The organism is Caballeronia sp. LZ019, assembly GCF_031450825.1.
Lineage (GTDB): Bacteria > Pseudomonadota > Gammaproteobacteria > Burkholderiales > Burkholderiaceae > Caballeronia.
In genome coordinates, this window is record NZ_JARTVZ010000002.1 from 1,101,103 (window position 1) to 1,116,215 (window position 15,113).

The 15,113-nt window shown below is 63.8% G+C and carries 16 protein-coding genes; 7 read left to right on the top strand and 9 right to left on the bottom strand.

Translation table 11 applies throughout. The features are described 5' to 3' along the window. Positions 1 to 118 precede the first annotated feature (118 nt). On the top strand, positions 119 to 1,210 hold the full coding sequence (gene ydiK / locus P9255_RS08115) for an AI-2E family transporter YdiK (protein ID WP_309789332.1): 1,092 nt from the start codon (positions 119 to 121) through the stop codon (positions 1,208 to 1,210). Positions 1,211 to 1,473: 263 nt separating this feature from the next. Further along, positions 1,474 to 2,034, top strand: coding sequence for a DUF6572 domain-containing protein (locus P9255_RS08120; protein WP_309789333.1), 561 nt, complete (start codon positions 1,474 to 1,476; stop codon positions 2,032 to 2,034). Between the two features lie 93 nt (positions 2,035 to 2,127). Here P9255_RS08120 and P9255_RS08125 read toward each other — a convergent pair whose 3' ends face one another. The 3 genes from P9255_RS08125 to P9255_RS08135 all read right to left on the bottom strand — a co-directional run bounded on the left by P9255_RS08125 (position 2,128) and on the right by P9255_RS08135 (position 5,799). Continuing rightward, positions 2,128 to 2,829 carry a hypothetical protein gene (locus P9255_RS08125; RefSeq protein WP_309766554.1) on the bottom strand — a complete coding sequence of 234 codons (702 nt, stop codon included), beginning with the start codon at positions 2,827 to 2,829 and terminating at the stop codon, positions 2,128 to 2,130. Positions 2,830 to 2,952: 123 nt separating this feature from the next. Further along, a complete protein-coding gene (locus P9255_RS08130; protein WP_309766556.1) occupies positions 2,953 to 4,653 on the bottom strand; it encodes an AMP-binding protein in 1,701 nt (566 codons plus the stop codon). Between the two features lie 12 nt (positions 4,654 to 4,665). After that, positions 4,666 to 5,799, bottom strand: a complete 1,134-nt coding sequence (locus P9255_RS08135) for an acyl-CoA dehydrogenase family protein (protein ID WP_309766828.1) — start codon at positions 5,797 to 5,799, stop codon at positions 4,666 to 4,668. 135 nt (positions 5,800 to 5,934) lie between these two features. On the opposite strand from P9255_RS08135, the gene P9255_RS08140 reads away from it, so the two are divergent. Next, a complete protein-coding gene (locus tag P9255_RS08140) occupies positions 5,935 to 6,096 on the top strand; it encodes a hypothetical protein (protein ID WP_309766557.1) in 162 nt (53 codons plus the stop codon). Between the two features lie 9 nt (positions 6,097 to 6,105). Here the strand turns inward: P9255_RS08140 and P9255_RS08145 are convergent, their stop codons facing one another. Beyond that, the gene (locus tag P9255_RS08145; RefSeq protein ID WP_309766558.1) at positions 6,106 to 6,783 is read right to left on the bottom strand and encodes a hypothetical protein; all 678 of its coding nucleotides are present in this window, start codon (positions 6,781 to 6,783) and stop codon (positions 6,106 to 6,108) included. Between the two features lie 203 nt (positions 6,784 to 6,986). Further along, entirely contained in the window at positions 6,987 to 8,282 is a 1,296-nt protein-coding gene (locus P9255_RS08150; RefSeq protein ID WP_309766560.1) for an MFS family transporter, read from the bottom strand. 236 nt (positions 8,283 to 8,518) lie between these two features. Here P9255_RS08150 and P9255_RS08155 point away from each other — a divergent pair, with 236 nt between their 5' ends. Further along, a complete protein-coding gene (locus tag P9255_RS08155) occupies positions 8,519 to 9,541 on the top strand; it encodes a DUF2891 domain-containing protein (RefSeq protein WP_309766561.1) in 1,023 nt (340 codons plus the stop codon). A gap of 13 nt (positions 9,542 to 9,554) precedes the next feature. Here the strand turns inward: P9255_RS08155 and P9255_RS08160 are convergent, their stop codons facing one another. Beyond that, complete coding sequence (locus P9255_RS08160) at positions 9,555 to 9,872, bottom strand: YnfA family protein (RefSeq protein WP_309766563.1); 318 nt, start codon at positions 9,870 to 9,872, stop codon at positions 9,555 to 9,557. A 96-nt stretch (positions 9,873 to 9,968) separates the two neighbouring features. Here P9255_RS08160 and P9255_RS08165 point away from each other — a divergent pair, with 96 nt between their 5' ends. Further along, complete coding sequence (locus P9255_RS08165; RefSeq protein WP_309766564.1) at positions 9,969 to 11,327, top strand: MATE family efflux transporter; 1,359 nt, start codon at positions 9,969 to 9,971, stop codon at positions 11,325 to 11,327. A gap of 47 nt (positions 11,328 to 11,374) precedes the next feature. Here the strand turns inward: P9255_RS08165 and P9255_RS08170 are convergent, their stop codons facing one another. The 3 genes from P9255_RS08170 to P9255_RS08180 all read right to left on the bottom strand — a co-directional run bounded on the left by P9255_RS08170 (position 11,375) and on the right by P9255_RS08180 (position 13,890). After that, positions 11,375 to 11,770 carry a hypothetical protein gene (locus P9255_RS08170; RefSeq protein WP_309766566.1) on the bottom strand — a complete coding sequence of 132 codons (396 nt, stop codon included), beginning with the start codon at positions 11,768 to 11,770 and terminating at the stop codon, positions 11,375 to 11,377. Then, entirely contained in the window at positions 11,767 to 12,702 is a 936-nt protein-coding gene (locus P9255_RS08175) for an AAA family ATPase (RefSeq protein ID WP_309789335.1), read from the bottom strand. The genes P9255_RS08170 and P9255_RS08175 overlap by 4 nt, the downstream gene beginning before the upstream one ends. 144 nt (positions 12,703 to 12,846) lie before the next feature. Continuing rightward, complete coding sequence (locus tag P9255_RS08180) at positions 12,847 to 13,890, bottom strand: alpha/beta fold hydrolase (protein WP_404980295.1); 1,044 nt, start codon at positions 13,888 to 13,890, stop codon at positions 12,847 to 12,849. Positions 13,891 to 14,101: 211 nt separating this feature from the next. Between P9255_RS08180 and P9255_RS08185 the strand changes: the two genes are divergently transcribed. After that, on the top strand, positions 14,102 to 14,860 hold the full coding sequence (locus P9255_RS08185) for a DNA/RNA non-specific endonuclease (RefSeq protein ID WP_309766571.1): 759 nt from the start codon (positions 14,102 to 14,104) through the stop codon (positions 14,858 to 14,860). After that, complete coding sequence (locus tag P9255_RS08190) at positions 14,853 to 15,113, top strand: hypothetical protein (RefSeq protein WP_309766574.1); 261 nt, start codon at positions 14,853 to 14,855, stop codon at positions 15,111 to 15,113. Before P9255_RS08185 ends, P9255_RS08190 begins: the two co-directional genes overlap by 8 nt.

Sequence of the window (15,113 nt, forward strand, 5' to 3'; positions counted from 1 at the left end):
TATCATGCCGCCCGTCGTTCGCAAGACGCTGCTTGCTCGCGCGCGTGCTTTGGCTTATCGCTCGATGCATGCGCGGTGTCTGCCGCGCCCTCCGCATTCCTTACGAAACACACGCGCCATGTCAACTCCACCCAACGGCCAGCCGAATCTCAATCCGCGCCAGCCGGTCGATATCGCCCGCATTCTGCTTCTCATCGCGATCCTGCTTGCGCTGACCATCGGCAGCCTGTATATCCTGCGGCCGTTCATTCCCGGCATCATCTGGGCAACGACGATCGTCATCGCCACATGGCCGCTGATGCTCGCCGTCCAGCGCCGCTGCGGCAACCGCCGCTGGGTCGCGACGACGGTGATGCTGCTCGGCTTGCTGATCGTCATCGTCCTGCCGCTCTATCAGGCGATCTCGACGCTCGCGCTGCATGCCGGCGACATCATGTCGGCCATCAAGAGCCTGCCGACTTACGCGCTCCCTCCGCCGCCGGCCTGGGTGCACGACGTGCCGCTCGTCGGACAGCGCGTCACGACCGAATGGCAATCGCTCTCCGATGCCGGCCCCGGCGGACTCCTCGCGAAGCTGGAACCCTATGCGACCGTCGCCGCACGATGGATGCTGTCGCACGCGGCCGTCGTCGGCGTGTTCGTCGTGCACATGCTCATCACGCTCGTCATCTCGGGCATCCTGTACACGCGCGGCGAAGCGGCGGGGAGTTTCGTCGTGCGCTTCGCGACGCGCATCGCGGGACAGCGCGGCGCGGAAGCGATCAAGCTCGCGGGCCTTGCCATCCGGGCGGTGGCGCTCGGCATCGTCGTAACGGCCGTCACGCAATCGGCGCTCGGCGGCATCGGGCTGTTCGTCGCCGGCGTGCCGGCGGCGGGCGTCATCACGGCCGTCATGCTGATGCTGTGTCTCGCGCAGATCGGGCCGCTCTTGCCGCTGCTCGGCGGTGTCGCCTGGCTTTTCTGGCACGATTCGCATGTGGCGGCGGTGCTGCTGCTCGTGTGGTCGCTGATGATCGCGATGCTCGACAACTTCTTGCGCCCGCTGCTGATTCAGCGCGGCGTCAATTTGTCCATGTTGCTGATTCTTTCCGGCGTGCTTGGCGGCATGTTCGCTTTCGGAATAGTCGGATTATTCATAGGACCGGTTATTCTGGCCGTCACTTCCGCCATTTTGAATGCGTGGATCAACGAGCAGCCGCCGACCGCGTGAAACGCTTCTTGCATTAGCGGCCTGCTCCGCGATTCGAGCGCAATCGAGCGACCGCCGTTGCTTCGCGGCGACGGCTGCGATTCATCTCGATAATAAATTTCGACAAATCGGATACCGAAGTGCGAAGTTATCCTAGATTCCTTTTCGGAGTCGTACGAAAAAGCGTCCTCCGGCCGCTGTACACAGTGTTTCACGGTTTTGCGACGCGACAAACCCGTTACAATAGGTTTCTTTGATACTTGCCCGATCCAGGGCGTAGGGGAATGACCATGTCTTTGCGCGACGTGGACGTCATCGATTACATCGGGATCAATGTCCTGTTTAAGCAAGTGTATGTCGGCCTTTTCGATGACCTCGACTGGCAGGACGAACAATTGCATCAGGATTTGCTGACGAAGAAAATCGACCACTACACCCGGTATATTCGCTCGGGTCAATTACTGCTGAGTTATCCGAAAGTCCGGGGCTATGAGATCGTCGTCGAATACGTTTCGATGCAGGCCATGACGCCTTCCGGCGTCCGCTTCTGGAAAACGCGGGAAGAACTGATTCGCGCCGCGGGTTATGGCGTGCGTACGCGTGGTGTCGATGTGCGACGCTCGCTCGGGTTAAGCGTCGAGGAAGACGTCGCAATGACGGAAGAAGCGGATGTGTGCGAGCTCGTCGAGCCGCCCGCGCTCGAAGTGCTGGACCCGGAGCCGGACATGCAGTTCACCGAGGTGAGGGACGTCTCTTTTTTGCCGCCGCCCGTTCGGGCGCCGCGCCGGCTTCAATCGTTGCCGGTGCTGAACCGGCTTGCGATGCGCCGGGCGGCGATGATGTAAGCGGCGAAGCGCAGCATCGAGGCGATGCGATCACGAAATAGTAAAGCGGCGAGCCCATGAAGCTCGCCGCTTTCTTTCGTGGGAGCCGCGCGCCTACTGTCCCACACCCAGCGCGGACGTCGCGATAGCCGGCACCGAAATGCCGTTCGTCTTGGCGTATTGCACCGCCTGCGTCAACGTCTGCACGAGCGATTGCAATTGCCCCGGCGCCGATTGCGCGATATAGGACGCCGCCTGCGCCGTCCCCGGATTCGTTCCCGCCTGCAAGAGCGAGGACATGTTCATCGAGTTCTTCACCGCGCCGAGGTCCGACTGCAGACCCGCATATTGCTTGACGCCCTGCCCGAGCGACGCGAGCCCATCCGTGAACGTCTGCTTGCTGGCGGCAGTCGGCGGCGTGGCCGCGTTGCCGGTGAACGCCTGCATCAGCGATTGCGATACGCTCTGTTGCGTCCCGCCGAGTTGCGACAGCACACTGGCGCTCGGCACTCCGCCTCCCGAGGCGCCCGACAGCAGCCCCGCCGCCGATTGCGCCTGGCTGGCGACGCCCGCCATCCCCATTGCCGATGCGAGACTCGATTGCCCCGTCAGCACCTGCTGGTTGGCGCCGAGATAGTTCTGCACGAGCGAGCCGAGCGCGGACGGTTGCGCCGCGGCATTCCCGTCCGCTGACTCCGACTTGTTGCCGAAGCCGAATTGTTGAAGGTTGATCTGTGCGTAAGATGCGGCGGGCGCCGCGAGCGCACCTGCGAGGCCAGCCGTCAGAAGCGCGATCCGTAGCGAGCGATTCGGCATGTCGGGTTCCTCCCTGAATTGATCCGACGTGAATGGAGCCGATTCGACCTGCGGGCCTTCAGACGGTTCGCCGAGTTACATTTGCTTTCGATTCGCGCCGCAAGCCGGGGTTTCCAGACCGCATCATTTCGCCGGCTCGCGCAGTTCCGGAAAGTCTTCTTCCCAGAATTCGTTGTCGCGCCGTGTGCCGTCCTGCCCGCGCGCCGTCTCATGCCTGCGCAAGTCGACGCGCCGGATCTTGCCGGAAATCGTCTTCGGCAATTCGGCGAACTCGACCCGCCGAATGCGCTTATAGGGCGCGAGCCGCTCGCGCGAGAAAGCGAACACGCTGCGCGCCAGTTCCGGGCCGATGGTGAACCCGTGACGCAGCGTCACGAAAGCCTTCGGCACAGACAAGCGCAACGCATCCGGGCTCGGCACGACCGCCGCTTCCGCGATCGCCTCGTGTTCGATCAGCACGCTCTCCAGCTCGAACGGGCTCAGGCGGTAATCGGAGGACTTGAAGACATCGTCGGCGCGGCCGATGTACGTGAAATAGCCGTCCGCGCCGCGCGCCGCGACATCGGACGTGCGATAGAAGCCGCCGCGCATCGCGTTTTCTGTAGCAGCGGGATTATCGGCATAACCGGTCATCAGGCCGAGCGGCGGCGGGTCGAGCGCAAGCGCGATCTCACCTTCGTCGGCGGGCTGGCCGTCCGGATCGAGCAGCGCCACGCGATAACCCGGCAGCGGACGCCCCATCGATCCGGGCACGAGCCGCTGGCCCGGCGAATTGGCGATCTGCGCGGTGGTCTCCGTCTGGCCGTAGCCATCGCGGATCGGCACGCCCCACGCCGCCTGCACCCGCTCGACGACTTCGGGATTGAGCGGCTCGCCGGCCCCGACGATCTCGCGCAGCTTCACGCGATAGGACGCAAGCGGCTCCTGAACCAGCATTCGCCAGACGGTCGGCGGGGCGCATAACGTGGTGACTTCGTGCTGCACGAGCGCATCCAGCGTGCGAGCGGCGTCGAAGCGGCTGAAGTTGTAGATGAACACGCATGCCTGCGCGTTCCACGGCGCGAAAAAGCAGCTCCACGCGTGCTTCGCCCAGCCGGGGGAACTAATGTTCCAGTGGACGTCGCCGGGCTGCAGGCCGATCCAGTACATCGTTGACAGATGGCCGGCCGGATAGCTTTCGTGCGTATGCGCGACGAGCTTCGGCTTAGACGTAGTGCCGGATGTGAAGTACAGCAGATAAGGATCGCGCGCATTCGTTTCGGCATCCGGAATAAATTCCGGCGATGCCTCGTGGCCCTCATCGTAGTCGAGCCAGCCTTCGCTCGCGCCGCCGACCGCGAGCCGCACGCCGGGAAGATCGATGCCATTGAACTTGTGCGTCTCGCTCGCCTCCGCGATCGCGTGCTGCACCTGACCGAGCGCAATGCGCTCGCGCACGTCACCGCTCGACAGCTGCGTCGTGGCGGGCAGCACGATCGCGCCGAGCTTCATCGCCGCGAGCATGGTTTCCCATAGCTCGACGCGGTTCGGCAGCATCAGCAGAATGCGCTCGCCGCGTTTCACGTTCAGCGCGCGCAGATGATTCGCCAGCCGCGCGGAGCGCTCGCTCATCTGCGCGAAAGAGAGCCGTGTCTCATCGCCGCTTTCGCTCACGATCTGCAAGGCGGGCGCATGGTTGCCGCGCGCCATCGGATCGAAGTAGTCGAGCGCCCAGTTGAAGCGATCGAGCACGGGCCATTGGAACTCGCGATACGCGGTCTCGTAGTCGGTGCGATGACGCAGCAGAAAGTCTCTTGCCTCGATGAACGGCTCGGCCCGGCTCATAGGGTCTCCTTCTCATACGTTTCGCGCGATGACCATCCGCTGCACTTCGCTCGTCCCTTCGTAAATCTGCGTGATGCGGGCATCGCGATAATGCCGCTCCACCGGATAATCCTGCAGATAGCCGTATCCGCCGTGAATCTGGATCGCGTCCGAACACACGCGCTCGGCCATTTCCGATGCGAACAGCTTCGCCTGCGATGCCTCCGACAAACACGGCACGCCCTCGGTCCGCATGCGCGCCGCGTGCAACACGAGCAGACGCGCCGCGTTGATCTGCGTCTGCATGTCCGCGAGCATGTTCGCGACCGACTGATGCTCGATGATCGGCTTGCCGAACTGCACCCGCTCGCGGGCGTAGGCGCGCGCCGCATCGAAAGCCGCGCGCGCGATGCCGAGCGCCTGCGCCGCAATCCCGATGCGCCCGCCCTCCAGGTTCGACAACGCAATCTTCAGCCCCTCGCCGCGCTCGCCGAGCAGATTGGCGGCGGGAATGGCGCAATCGTCGAAGGTGATCGGGCAGGTATCCGATGCGCGAATGCCGAGCTTGTGCTCGGGCGGCCCGACGCTGAAACCCGGCGTGCCGGCCGGCACGATGAACGCCGAAATGCCGCGCTTGCCAAGTTCGGGATCCGTCACCGCGAAGACGATGGCCACGCCCGCGCGCCGCCCGTTCGTCACGAACTGCTTGCTGCCGGAGATGATCCACTGGCCGTCGCGCTCGACGGCGCGCACGCGCAGGTTGTTCGCCTCCGAGCCCGCGTGCGGCTCGGTCAGGCAGAACGCGCCGATCACCTCGCCGCTCGCGAGCCTCGGCAGCCATTCGGCCTTTTGCGCATCGGTGCCATAGGCGAGGATCGGGCCGCAGCCGACGGAATTGTGGACGCTCATCAGCGTCGCGCACGAGGCGCAGCCCGCCGCGATCTCTTCCATCGCGAGCGCGTAGGCGGTGTAGTCGCTGTATGTGCCGCCGAAATCGCCCGGCACGATCATGCCGAGCAGCCCGAGTTCGCCGAGCTGCCGGACGACGGCGTCGGGAATCGCGCCGTCCTTGTCCCACTGGCCCGCGTTCGGCGCGAGCACTTCGACCGAGAACTGGCGCGCCGCATCGCGAATCATGCGCTGCTCTTCGGTGAGAAAACTGTCGATCATGGTTGAACCCGGTGATGGTCTCGTGTGACCAGAACGATCACGCGAACCGCGCGCTTTCGCCACCTAGTGACAACCCGAATGAATAAGGACGGTATATATTGAGAAACCTTCACCCTGCGCCCGGAGCACGCCATGACGCAGTCACCGCAAGACGCACCGAACAAGCCCTCGCAGCCCGCGACCGAAGAAGACTTGCTCGACGAGGCGCTCGACGAAACTTTTCCTGCCAGCGATCCGATCGCCGTTCATCCGCAACCCGAATCCACCGGGGACCGGCAAGCGCCCAAGAAGTGAATCGCGCCTTCAGTTGGCGTCGTTCGACTCCGGCTCGTCGGGCGACGCCAGCAAGGCGACGAGTTTCTCGACGTGTTGATGCAGCAGCTTGACGTGCTTGTCGATCTGTTCGAGCCGGCCCGACAAATCGGCCTTCGCGGCTTCGCTCATGCGCTCGGACGCGATGAGTTCATCGGCCTTCGGCAGCATCGGCTCGACCTGGAGCAGGCCAAGCTGACGCTCGAGGCGCCGCAGATCCTGCGACAGCAGTTCGCGGTTCTTCCTGAACAGGAGATCGCGCCGGTTCGCCTCCGCCTGCTGCTGGGCGAGATCGGCGACGCGCCGCGTGGCTTCGGTCTGGGACAGCAGCGGCTCGGGGCCGCGAAGCACGGAACGCTTCGGCGCCGGATGCGCGCTGCCGCGAAAAGTTGCGAACGGCCGTTCCTCGTCGAGTGCGCGCCTGACTTCCGGGGGCACGTCGGCGGGGGCGCGGCGCTCGTCCATCCAGTGCGGCGGCAGGCCGGACACCAGTTCGATGCCGCGCACGAACTCCTCGTTGAAATCGCGCTGCCCCGCGACGATCAGCTTCATGAACGACGGCGAGAAGTTCATCATGCGGGCGAGACGCGTCGCGCCGCCCGGCGAGCCGGTCAGCACGTTCATGTTCGCGCGCCAGACGACAAATAACGTTTCGTCGAAATCTTCCATGGACAGGCTCCTGGCGGACCGATGCGCCCGCATGCGCTCATCGCCGTGGCGCGCGACGATGCCGCGCGCGTGTGTATCCTGTTTCCGATTGCCACTGTGCGCCGCACCCGGCGCGCCTTCTAACGGCACATACCGCATAAAACACCATACTCAGGTCAACGGCAAGCGGCACGAGAGACCAACAGTCCCCGCGCCGCCAGGCCTTACGGTTCGTTGCGCAGATACCCTTCCTTGCTCGGGTCCATCATCATCCATGACACGACGAACGAGATCGCGCACATCACGGTGACATACCAATAGAACGCCGATTCGTTTCCGATGTTCTTCAGAAACAGCGCGACGTATTCGGCCGATCCGCCGAACACCGCATTCGCCACCGCATACGACAGCCCGACGCCCAGCGCACGCACTTCCGGCGGGAACATCTCGGCCTTGATGAGACCGCTGATCGACGTATAAAAGCTCACGATGGCGAGCGCCACCACCACCAGCACGAACGCCGCGACCGGGCTCGTGACGTCGCGCAGCGCGTGCAGCAGCGGCACGGTGCCGATGGTCGCGAACGCGCCGAAGAAGAGCATCGAGCGGCGGCGGCCGATGCGGTCGGACAGCGCCCCGAAGAGCGGCTGCAGCAGCATGTACACGAAGAGCGCGCCGGTCATCACGTTACTGGCGGTCTTGGCGTGCATGCCCGCCGTGTTGACCAGATACTTCTGCATGTACGTGGTGAACGTATAGAAGATCAGCGATCCGCCCGCCGTGAAGCCGACCACCGTCAGGAACGCTTTCTTGTGCTGCATCAGGCCGGCGAGCGTACCCGCTTCCTTGCGCTCGCGGATTTCGGCGGTCGTGGTTTCATCGAGTGAACGGCGCAGAAAGAGCGACACGAGCGCCGCGCACGCGCCGATGAAAAACGGCACGCGCCAGCCCCATGCCTTGAGTTCTTCCGTTGACAGAAAAAGCTGGAGGATGACGAGCACCAGCAGCGCGGCAAGCTGTCCGCCGATCAGGGTCACGTACTGGAACGACGCGAAGAAGCCGCGACGTCCGCGCAACGCGACCTCACTCATGTAGGTCGCGCTCGTGCCGTATTCGCCGCCTACCGACAAGCCCTGAAAGAGCCGCGCGATCAGGAGGAACAAGGGCGCCCATGCGCCGATGGTCGCGTACGTCGGCAGGAACGTGATGACAAGCGAGCCGCCGCACATCATCAGCACGGAGATCATCATCGCGTTGCGGCGGCCGTGCTTGTCGGCGATGCGGCCGAAAAGCCATCCGCCGATAGGTCGCATCAGGAAGCCGGCCGCGAACACGCCGGCCGTGTTCAGCAATTGCGTGGTCGGATCGCCCTTCGGGAAAAATGCCGCCGAGAAATACAGCGCGAGGAACGAGTAGATATAGAAGTCGAACCACTCGACGAGATTGCCCGACGATGCCCCGACGATGGCGAATACGCGTCGCCGGGTGTCCTCTGCGGTGTACATGGGATGGTCGCTCATGATGTGCTCAGCTTGTCTGTTTGAACGGATCGCAAACCCGGCGCGAGGCCGGAACGGCACGCTCTGTCGGCGTTCGGGCGCAAGTTTAAACGACGCATCGGCGCTCGGCTTGCAGAGCTTCTATCGATAATGACGCACCTAGGTGATTACCCCGACATGAGACTTTCTCGATGCTTTATCGATAAAGTCTCATGCTAGATTGCTGTCCCGGTTTCCCGTTTCACCGCGAGGTGCGCATGAACAAGCAGAATGCGACGGCGCTGGACGCCGCGCTGGCATCCAAGTTCGCGCGGGTTGCGCTCGGTCATCTGACGCGCGAATACCCGAACAAGCTCGATCACGTGATGGCAAGCGCGGCCGACGTGCAGAGTCCGCGCGCGCTGCATCCCATCTTCTACGGCAGCTTCGACTGGCATTCGTGCGTGCACGGCTACTGGCTGATCGCGCGGCTCTACGACCGCTTCCCGGATCTGCCCGAAGCCGCGAGCATCCGCGCGGTCATCGACGAGCATTTCACCGACGCCAACGTTGCAGCGGAAGTCGCCTATTTGCAGCGGCCGGCGTCGCGCGGCTTCGAGCGGCCCTACGGCTGGGCGTGGCTGCTCGCCCTCGCGGGCCAGCTTCGCTCGATGCGCTCGGACGACGGCGCCCGCTGGGCCCGCACGCTGCAACCGCTCGCCGATGCCTTCGTCGATCGCTTCGAGGACTTCCTGCCGAAATCGACGTACCCCTTACGTGTCGGCACGCACTTCAACATGGCGTTCGCGCTGACGCTGTCGCTCGGCTATGCGCGGACGGCCGGCAATGCCGGTTTCGCGCGCCTGCTCGAAGAGACCGCGATGCGCTGGTTCGCGGACGATGTCGCGTGCCAGGCGTGGGAGCCGGCCGGGGACGAATTCCTGTCGCCGTCGCTGATGGAAGCGGTGCTGATGCGTCACGTGCTCCCGGCGGAACGCTTCGCCGGCTGGTTCGATGCGTTCCTGCCGCGCCTCGCGAACCGTGAACCCGCGACGCTCTTCGTGCCCGCGACCGTCACCGATCGCAGCGACGGCAAGCTCGCGCATCTCGACGGCCTGAATCTGAGCCGCGCATGGTGCCAGCGGACGATTGCGCGGGCGCTGCCTGCCGGTGACGCGCGTATCGCCGTGCTCGAAGCGGCGGCCGAAGCGCATCTGGCGTCGGGCATTGCGCACGTCGCCGGCGATTACATGGGCGAGCACTGGCTCGCGACCTTCGCCCTGCTCGCGCTCGAAGCGTGATCGATCGGACGGGTCAGCGCGGCTGGAACGCAATCACGCTCATTCCGATCAGCGCGATGGCCGCGCCGGTCAGGTCCCACGCCGTCGGCCTGATCCGGTCGATCGCCCACAGCCACGCGATCGCCGTGCCGATATACACGCCGCCATACGCGGCGTAGATGCGGCCGGAGGCGGCATCGTGCAGCGTCAGCAGCCAGGCGAAGAGCGCGAGCGACAACGCGCCCGGCGCCACGAGCCACGGCGATCCGCCCGCCTTCAGCCATCGATACGGAAAATAGCAGCCCGCGATTTCCGCGAGCGCGGTCACGACATAGAGCGCGAAGGTTTTCATGGCGTGCATTATCGGCGCGGGGGCGGGCGTGCGTCAGGTTGCGCCGCCGCGCCGCGCTGACGACAATATCGCCTTTGTCCGCCTGCGCGCTTCCCTTTGACCGATTCCCCGCACTCCCCTCACGCCGACGCGCTGCCGGTGCACTGGCATCGACGGGTGTTGACGCTCGCGTTCCCCATCGTCCTCGCCAATCTCACGCAGCCGATTCTCGGCGCAGTCGATACCGCCGTCGCCGGCCATCTGGACGGGCCGCAATATCTCGGCGGCGTCGCGCTGGGCGGTCTCGTATTCAGCTTCGTATTCTGGGGCTTCGGCTTTCTGCGCATGGGCACGACGGGCCTCGTCGCGCAGGCCTTCGGCGCACGCGATGCGGCCGCCGTGCGCGCGAGCGTGCTGCGCGCGCTGATGCTCGCACTTGCGATCGGAGCGGCGCTGCTCGCGCTGCAAGTGCCGATCATCCGGTACGCGCTCGGCATGCTCGGCGGCAGCGGCGCGGTGCAGGACACCGCGAGTGCGTATTGTCACGCGCGCATCTGGGCCGCGCCGTTCGCGCTCGGCAATTACGCGGTGCTCGGTTATCTGCTCGGCTGTCAGCGCGTGCGGCTCGCGCTCCTCACGCAGGTGTTCATCAACGCGGTAAATATCGTCGCGGTGCTGCTGTTCGTGTATCGCTTCAGTTGGGGGATCGGCGGTATCGGCGCGGCGACCGCGTTTGCGGATGTCTGCGGCTTCGCGCTCGGCGCAGCGGTTCTCTGGCGTCTGCGCGAACGCGGCCTGCCGCCGCTCGCGCTGGCTGCGCTGTTCGATCTTCGCGCGATCCGCCGCCTCATCGCGATCAATCGCGACATCTTCGTGCGCACGCTCTGTCTGCTGGGCTCGTATGGCTGGTTCGCGCACATGGGCGCGCGTCAGGGCGATGCCGTCCTCGCCGCCAACGCGCTCCTGCTCAACTTTCAGACGTTCATGGCCTTCGGGCTCGATGGCTTCGCGCATGCGGCGGAAGCGCTCGTGGGTGCGGCGACGGGCGCGCGCGACCGGCACGCGTTCCGCCAGGCCGTCAGGGTGACGATGCTGTGGTCGGTCATCGGCGCGGCGGGATTTTCCATCGTGTACTGGATCAGCGGCGAATGGATCATCGCGCGGCTGACGGATCAGGCCGTCGTGCGCGCGGCGGCGATGCACTATCTGCCGTGGGCCGCGCTCCTGCCGCTCGCGTCCGTCGCGGGATTCCAGCTCGACGGCGTGTTCATCGGCGCCACGCGCACGCGCGAGCTGATGAAGGCGATGGCCGTATCGCTCATGGTGTTCATGGTCGCCGCGTGGACGCTCGTCGGCTCGCTGGGCAATCACGGGCTTTGGCTCGCGCTCACCGTGTTCATGGTGGCGCGAGGCATTACGCTGCTGATGCAGTTGCCGTCGATCGAGAGGGCGTCGTGTGCGGGCGGACGGGCGTGACTATCGCGCTTAGCCGGGCATCGAGCGCGAAGGCACGGACGCGGACGTCAGGACCCCTTGCCCTGGATAGCCTGCGAACGGATTCTGGCTCCCACGGTTGCTTCGACAATCTTGTCGCGAAGATCGTCCACCTTGTCCTGCCGGACGATGGGTATATCGAGCCTTCTTGCTAAAGTTTCCAACGCTTTCTTCGAGGGAAACTTCTCATCCAGGAGCGCTTGCGCGTCGTGACGGCTCGACAGTGCGGTTATTTGGCCGATTGCCTCATCTGCCGAGATGCCCGGAACGGGTGAACTCGGCTCCTCCTTGGTGCGGCGACGGATTGCACGCAGTTCGATCGAATACTGCGGATCCGAGAACTTCTTCAACTCTTCGTCCGACAAGGATTCAAGCGCCTCGGCGATCCGACGAAAAGCCGCGCGTAGATCGATTCCCGCGCTCATAGCTCGGCCTCATCGAGCGACGCTTCGAACTCGGTCACGAAATCCTCGATTTCCTCGACCACGTCGGAGTGAGTACCGGATGAATAGTGATTCAGCACGACGGGGCGCAGATTCTGCGGGGCGTCTGCGAATATGGTTTTGTTTTCGCGAAAGAAGGATTCAAAAGCTTTTATGCCTAGTCGCCGGGTCTGAGATATGAACTGTCTTTGCGCGGCGATGGGTTGCCCGCCCGTTATCTGAATCATCGTGAAAACGACGCCCAGGATGTCCGGTGAAATCTCTTCGATGTCGCCGTCCAGCTGTGCGTACTCATTGAACTCGCGTACCAGATCATTCACGCTGCGATGGAGGTAGTCGATTCCGAGCGTCGACAGGTAGTCCGGCTTGGCGGGAATCAGAATCTTTTCCGCTGCGACAATCGCGTTCTTCGTGACGATGTTGAAGTTCGGCGGACAGTCGATGAGGACGATATCGTAGTCAGTCGTAACCTTGAGTTCCTCGATCGCTGATCGAAGCTTGCCGTGCACCTTGATGTAGTTCCGCTTGGTCTGCTGGATATTGACGCCGCCCAGGAGCGTTGCAAGCTCGAGGTCGACATTGATCAAGCCGAGGTGAGAGCAGATCAGGTCGATTCTCCCGCCACTACCCGCAACGGCCTCATTTGCACTTCGGGGTGCGATGACAAACGAAGTAAGGCATGGCGGCTCCGAGCTTTGACTGACCGCGTCAAACCACGATTTAATCGTCTTCGCTTCCTTGTACTTGTCATCCCACTCGTCCGGGGTAACAAACGAAAACGTCAGACTGGCTTGAGCGTCGGTGTCGATCAGCAATACTTTTTTTCCGCGAAACGCGAGTTCCGCTGCGAGGTTCGACGTGACGGTCGTCTTGCCGACCCCGCCTTTATAGTTGATTACTGCAACGATATCCATGACTCCCCTCGGCCGGATTATCAAAAGGGTGCAAAAAAATTCGAGTGGAGAATAGCACGACGAAGCAAATGGGCGATCAACATTAGCCTTCTGCGCTCACCGGTCGCGCAAGAAGGCCGACAACCTCACGGCCTTACACCGCTTCTAACGTTCGCTGCTTCCTGTCACCGCTTCCAACCCCTCCAGCAGCGCCTTATGAAACGCCCCCGGGTCCTGCATCTGCGGCGCATGGCCCAGTTCCGGAAATTCGACGAGCCGCGCGCCTTCGATCCGCTCCTTCGTCAGCTTCGCGAGTTCGGGATAGCGGCCGAGCGTCGCGCGAATCTCCGGCGGCGCGAGGTCCTTGCCGATGGCCGTCGTGTCCTTGTCGCCGATCAGCAGCAGCGTCGGCGTCTTCAGGCGATCGAATTCGTGGACGACCGGCTGCGTATAAATCATGTCGTACAACAGCGCCGAATTCCACGCGACGATATCCTTCCCCGGCCCGCGATACATCCCCGCGAGCATCTGCACCCAAGGCTCGTAGTCGTCGCGCCAGTGACCCGCGTAGTACGTGTTCATCTCGTATCGGCGGATGCCGTCGGCGCTCGTCTTCAGCTCGCGCGCATACCAGTCGTCGATGGAAATCGACGGCACGCCCTTCGCCTTCCAGTCCTCAAGTCCGATCGGATTGACGAGCACCAGTTGCTCCGTCTCACGCGGATACATCAACGCATAGCGCACCGCGATCATCCCGCCCGTCGAATGCGCGATGAGCGTCGGACGGCTCACGCCGAGCGCCGCAAGCAGCGCATGCGTATTGCGCGCGAGCTGCTGAAAACTGTACTGATACCGTTCGGGCTTAGTGGACTTGCAGAAGCCGATCTGATCCGGCGCGATCACGCGATAACCAGCATCGCGCAGGGTATCGATCGTCTGCTTCCACGTCGCCGAGCAAAAATTCTTGCCGTGCATCAGCACTGCCGTGCGCCCGTTCGGATGCGCGGGATGCACGTCCATATACGCCATGCGAACCACCTGGCGCTGCGACGTGAACGCGAAGCGCGCCACCGGATACGGATAGTCGAAGCCCTGCAGCTCAGGACCGTATGCGGGGCCGTCGTTGCTGGCAGGGGCCTGCGGGACATCGTCCGCGAATGCAAGAGGGGCGACGGTCAGCGCGATGCACGAGGCTATCGACAGCAGCATCGATCGAATGAAACGAGGCTTCATGGGCGTTCTTCTTCGGGATGATGGAGGCCCGGCGATTCTAGCTCGCTGCCGGCGATCGCGTTTCGAGCGTTTCGAGCATGTCGATGCCCGCGCGCAGCCCTTATACTGTGCCGCCTTGCCGGGCGCGCTTCGGTTGCAGCGCGCCCGGCGGCGCATCGAGCATCACATTCAGTTCGGACTTTCAAGCATGCAAGCAAGCATCAAGGCACTCGTCGCCGCGCTAGTCGGCGCCGTGTGCATCAGCGCGGTCGCGAGCGACTGCCCGCAGTTCAGCCCAGGCGGCCTCGCGCCCGTCGTCACCAATCCGAAGATGCGCGCCTCCGCGCAGGAAATCTGCTATTCGGACTTCGCGCTGCTTCATTCGGGCATCACGCACGGGCCGCTGTGGTCGGCGGAACATCTGACGGCGAAGAGCGTCGATGACGCCCGCGACAACACGCGCACCAACCGCTTCTTCGTCGACAAGCGGCTGCCGCCCGGCGACAGCGCCCAGCTCGACGACTACAAGCGCAGCGGCTACGACCGCGGCCACATGAGCCCGGCCGGCGACCGCGGGACGAAGAAAGGCATGGCCGAATCGTTCTCGCTGGCGAACATCGTGCCGCAGGACCCGTCGAACAACCGGAGCATCTGGTCGCGCATCGAAGAAGCTGTGCGACGCCTGACGGAGGAATCGGGCGAAGCGTATGTCGTCACGGGACCGCTGTTCTCGGGCCGTCAGTTGCAGACCATCGGCGATTCGCGCGTGCTCGTGCCGACGCAGTTGTACAAGGTCGTCTATTTGCCGAAACGGCAGATTGCGTTCGCGGTCGTCATCGAGAACACGCCGACCAAAACCTATACGATGAAGACCGTGCGCGAACTGGAAGCGATGAGCGGTCTCGCGTTTCCCGGCATCCCCGATGCACTGAAAGACAAACGAATTGGAGGACTGAGAGGTGTTTAAGCCATTTGCCAACGATACCGACGCGATGAACATCGCGGGCGACGCCATCAACATCGTCAACGGCACGACGCGCCTGACGCTCAGCGGGGATCTCGCCATCGCGCGGGACCAGGCGGGGCTGGCCGTCGCGAAGGCGCTCCACGACGCGCTGGGCGCGATCGTCGCGGCGCTCGAGAGCGAGTCGAACCTGCCCGCGAAGCTCGCCGACGAGCCGCCCGCGCCGGCCGGCACCGCGGACAATCCGTTTATCTGA

Bases quoted from the DNA above. Each gene is read 5' to 3' on its own strand.
- P9255_RS08120 (WP_309789333.1), top strand. From the start codon at position 1,474: ATGACCATGTCTTTGCGCGACGTGGACGTCATCGATTACATCGGGATC.
- ydiK (WP_309789332.1), top strand. From the start codon at position 119: ATGTCAACTCCACCCAACGGCCAGCCGAATCTCAATCCGCGCCAGCCG.
- P9255_RS08140 (WP_309766557.1), top strand. From the start codon at position 5,935: ATGACGCAGTCACCGCAAGACGCACCGAACAAGCCCTCGCAGCCCGCG.
- P9255_RS08170 (WP_309766566.1), bottom strand. From the start codon at position 11,770: ATGAGCGCGGGAATCGATCTACGCGCGGCTTTTCGTCGGATCGCCGAG.
- P9255_RS08155 (WP_309766561.1), top strand. From the start codon at position 8,519: ATGAACAAGCAGAATGCGACGGCGCTGGACGCCGCGCTGGCATCCAAG.
- P9255_RS08180 (WP_404980295.1), bottom strand. From the start codon at position 13,890: ATGCTGCTGTCGATAGCCTCGTGCATCGCGCTGACCGTCGCCCCTCTT.
- P9255_RS08175 (WP_309789335.1), bottom strand. From the start codon at position 12,702: ATGGATATCGTTGCAGTAATCAACTATAAAGGCGGGGTCGGCAAGACG.
- P9255_RS08185 (WP_309766571.1), top strand. From the start codon at position 14,102: ATGCAAGCAAGCATCAAGGCACTCGTCGCCGCGCTAGTCGGCGCCGTG.
- P9255_RS08145 (WP_309766558.1), bottom strand. From the start codon at position 6,783: ATGGAAGATTTCGACGAAACGTTATTTGTCGTCTGGCGCGCGAACATG.
- P9255_RS08130 (WP_309766556.1), bottom strand. From the start codon at position 4,653: ATGAGCCGGGCCGAGCCGTTCATCGAGGCAAGAGACTTTCTGCTGCGT.
- P9255_RS08160 (WP_309766563.1), bottom strand. From the start codon at position 9,872: ATGAAAACCTTCGCGCTCTATGTCGTGACCGCGCTCGCGGAAATCGCG.
- P9255_RS08125 (WP_309766554.1), bottom strand. From the start codon at position 2,829: ATGCCGAATCGCTCGCTACGGATCGCGCTTCTGACGGCTGGCCTCGCA.
- P9255_RS08150 (WP_309766560.1), bottom strand. From the start codon at position 8,282: ATGAGCGACCATCCCATGTACACCGCAGAGGACACCCGGCGACGCGTA.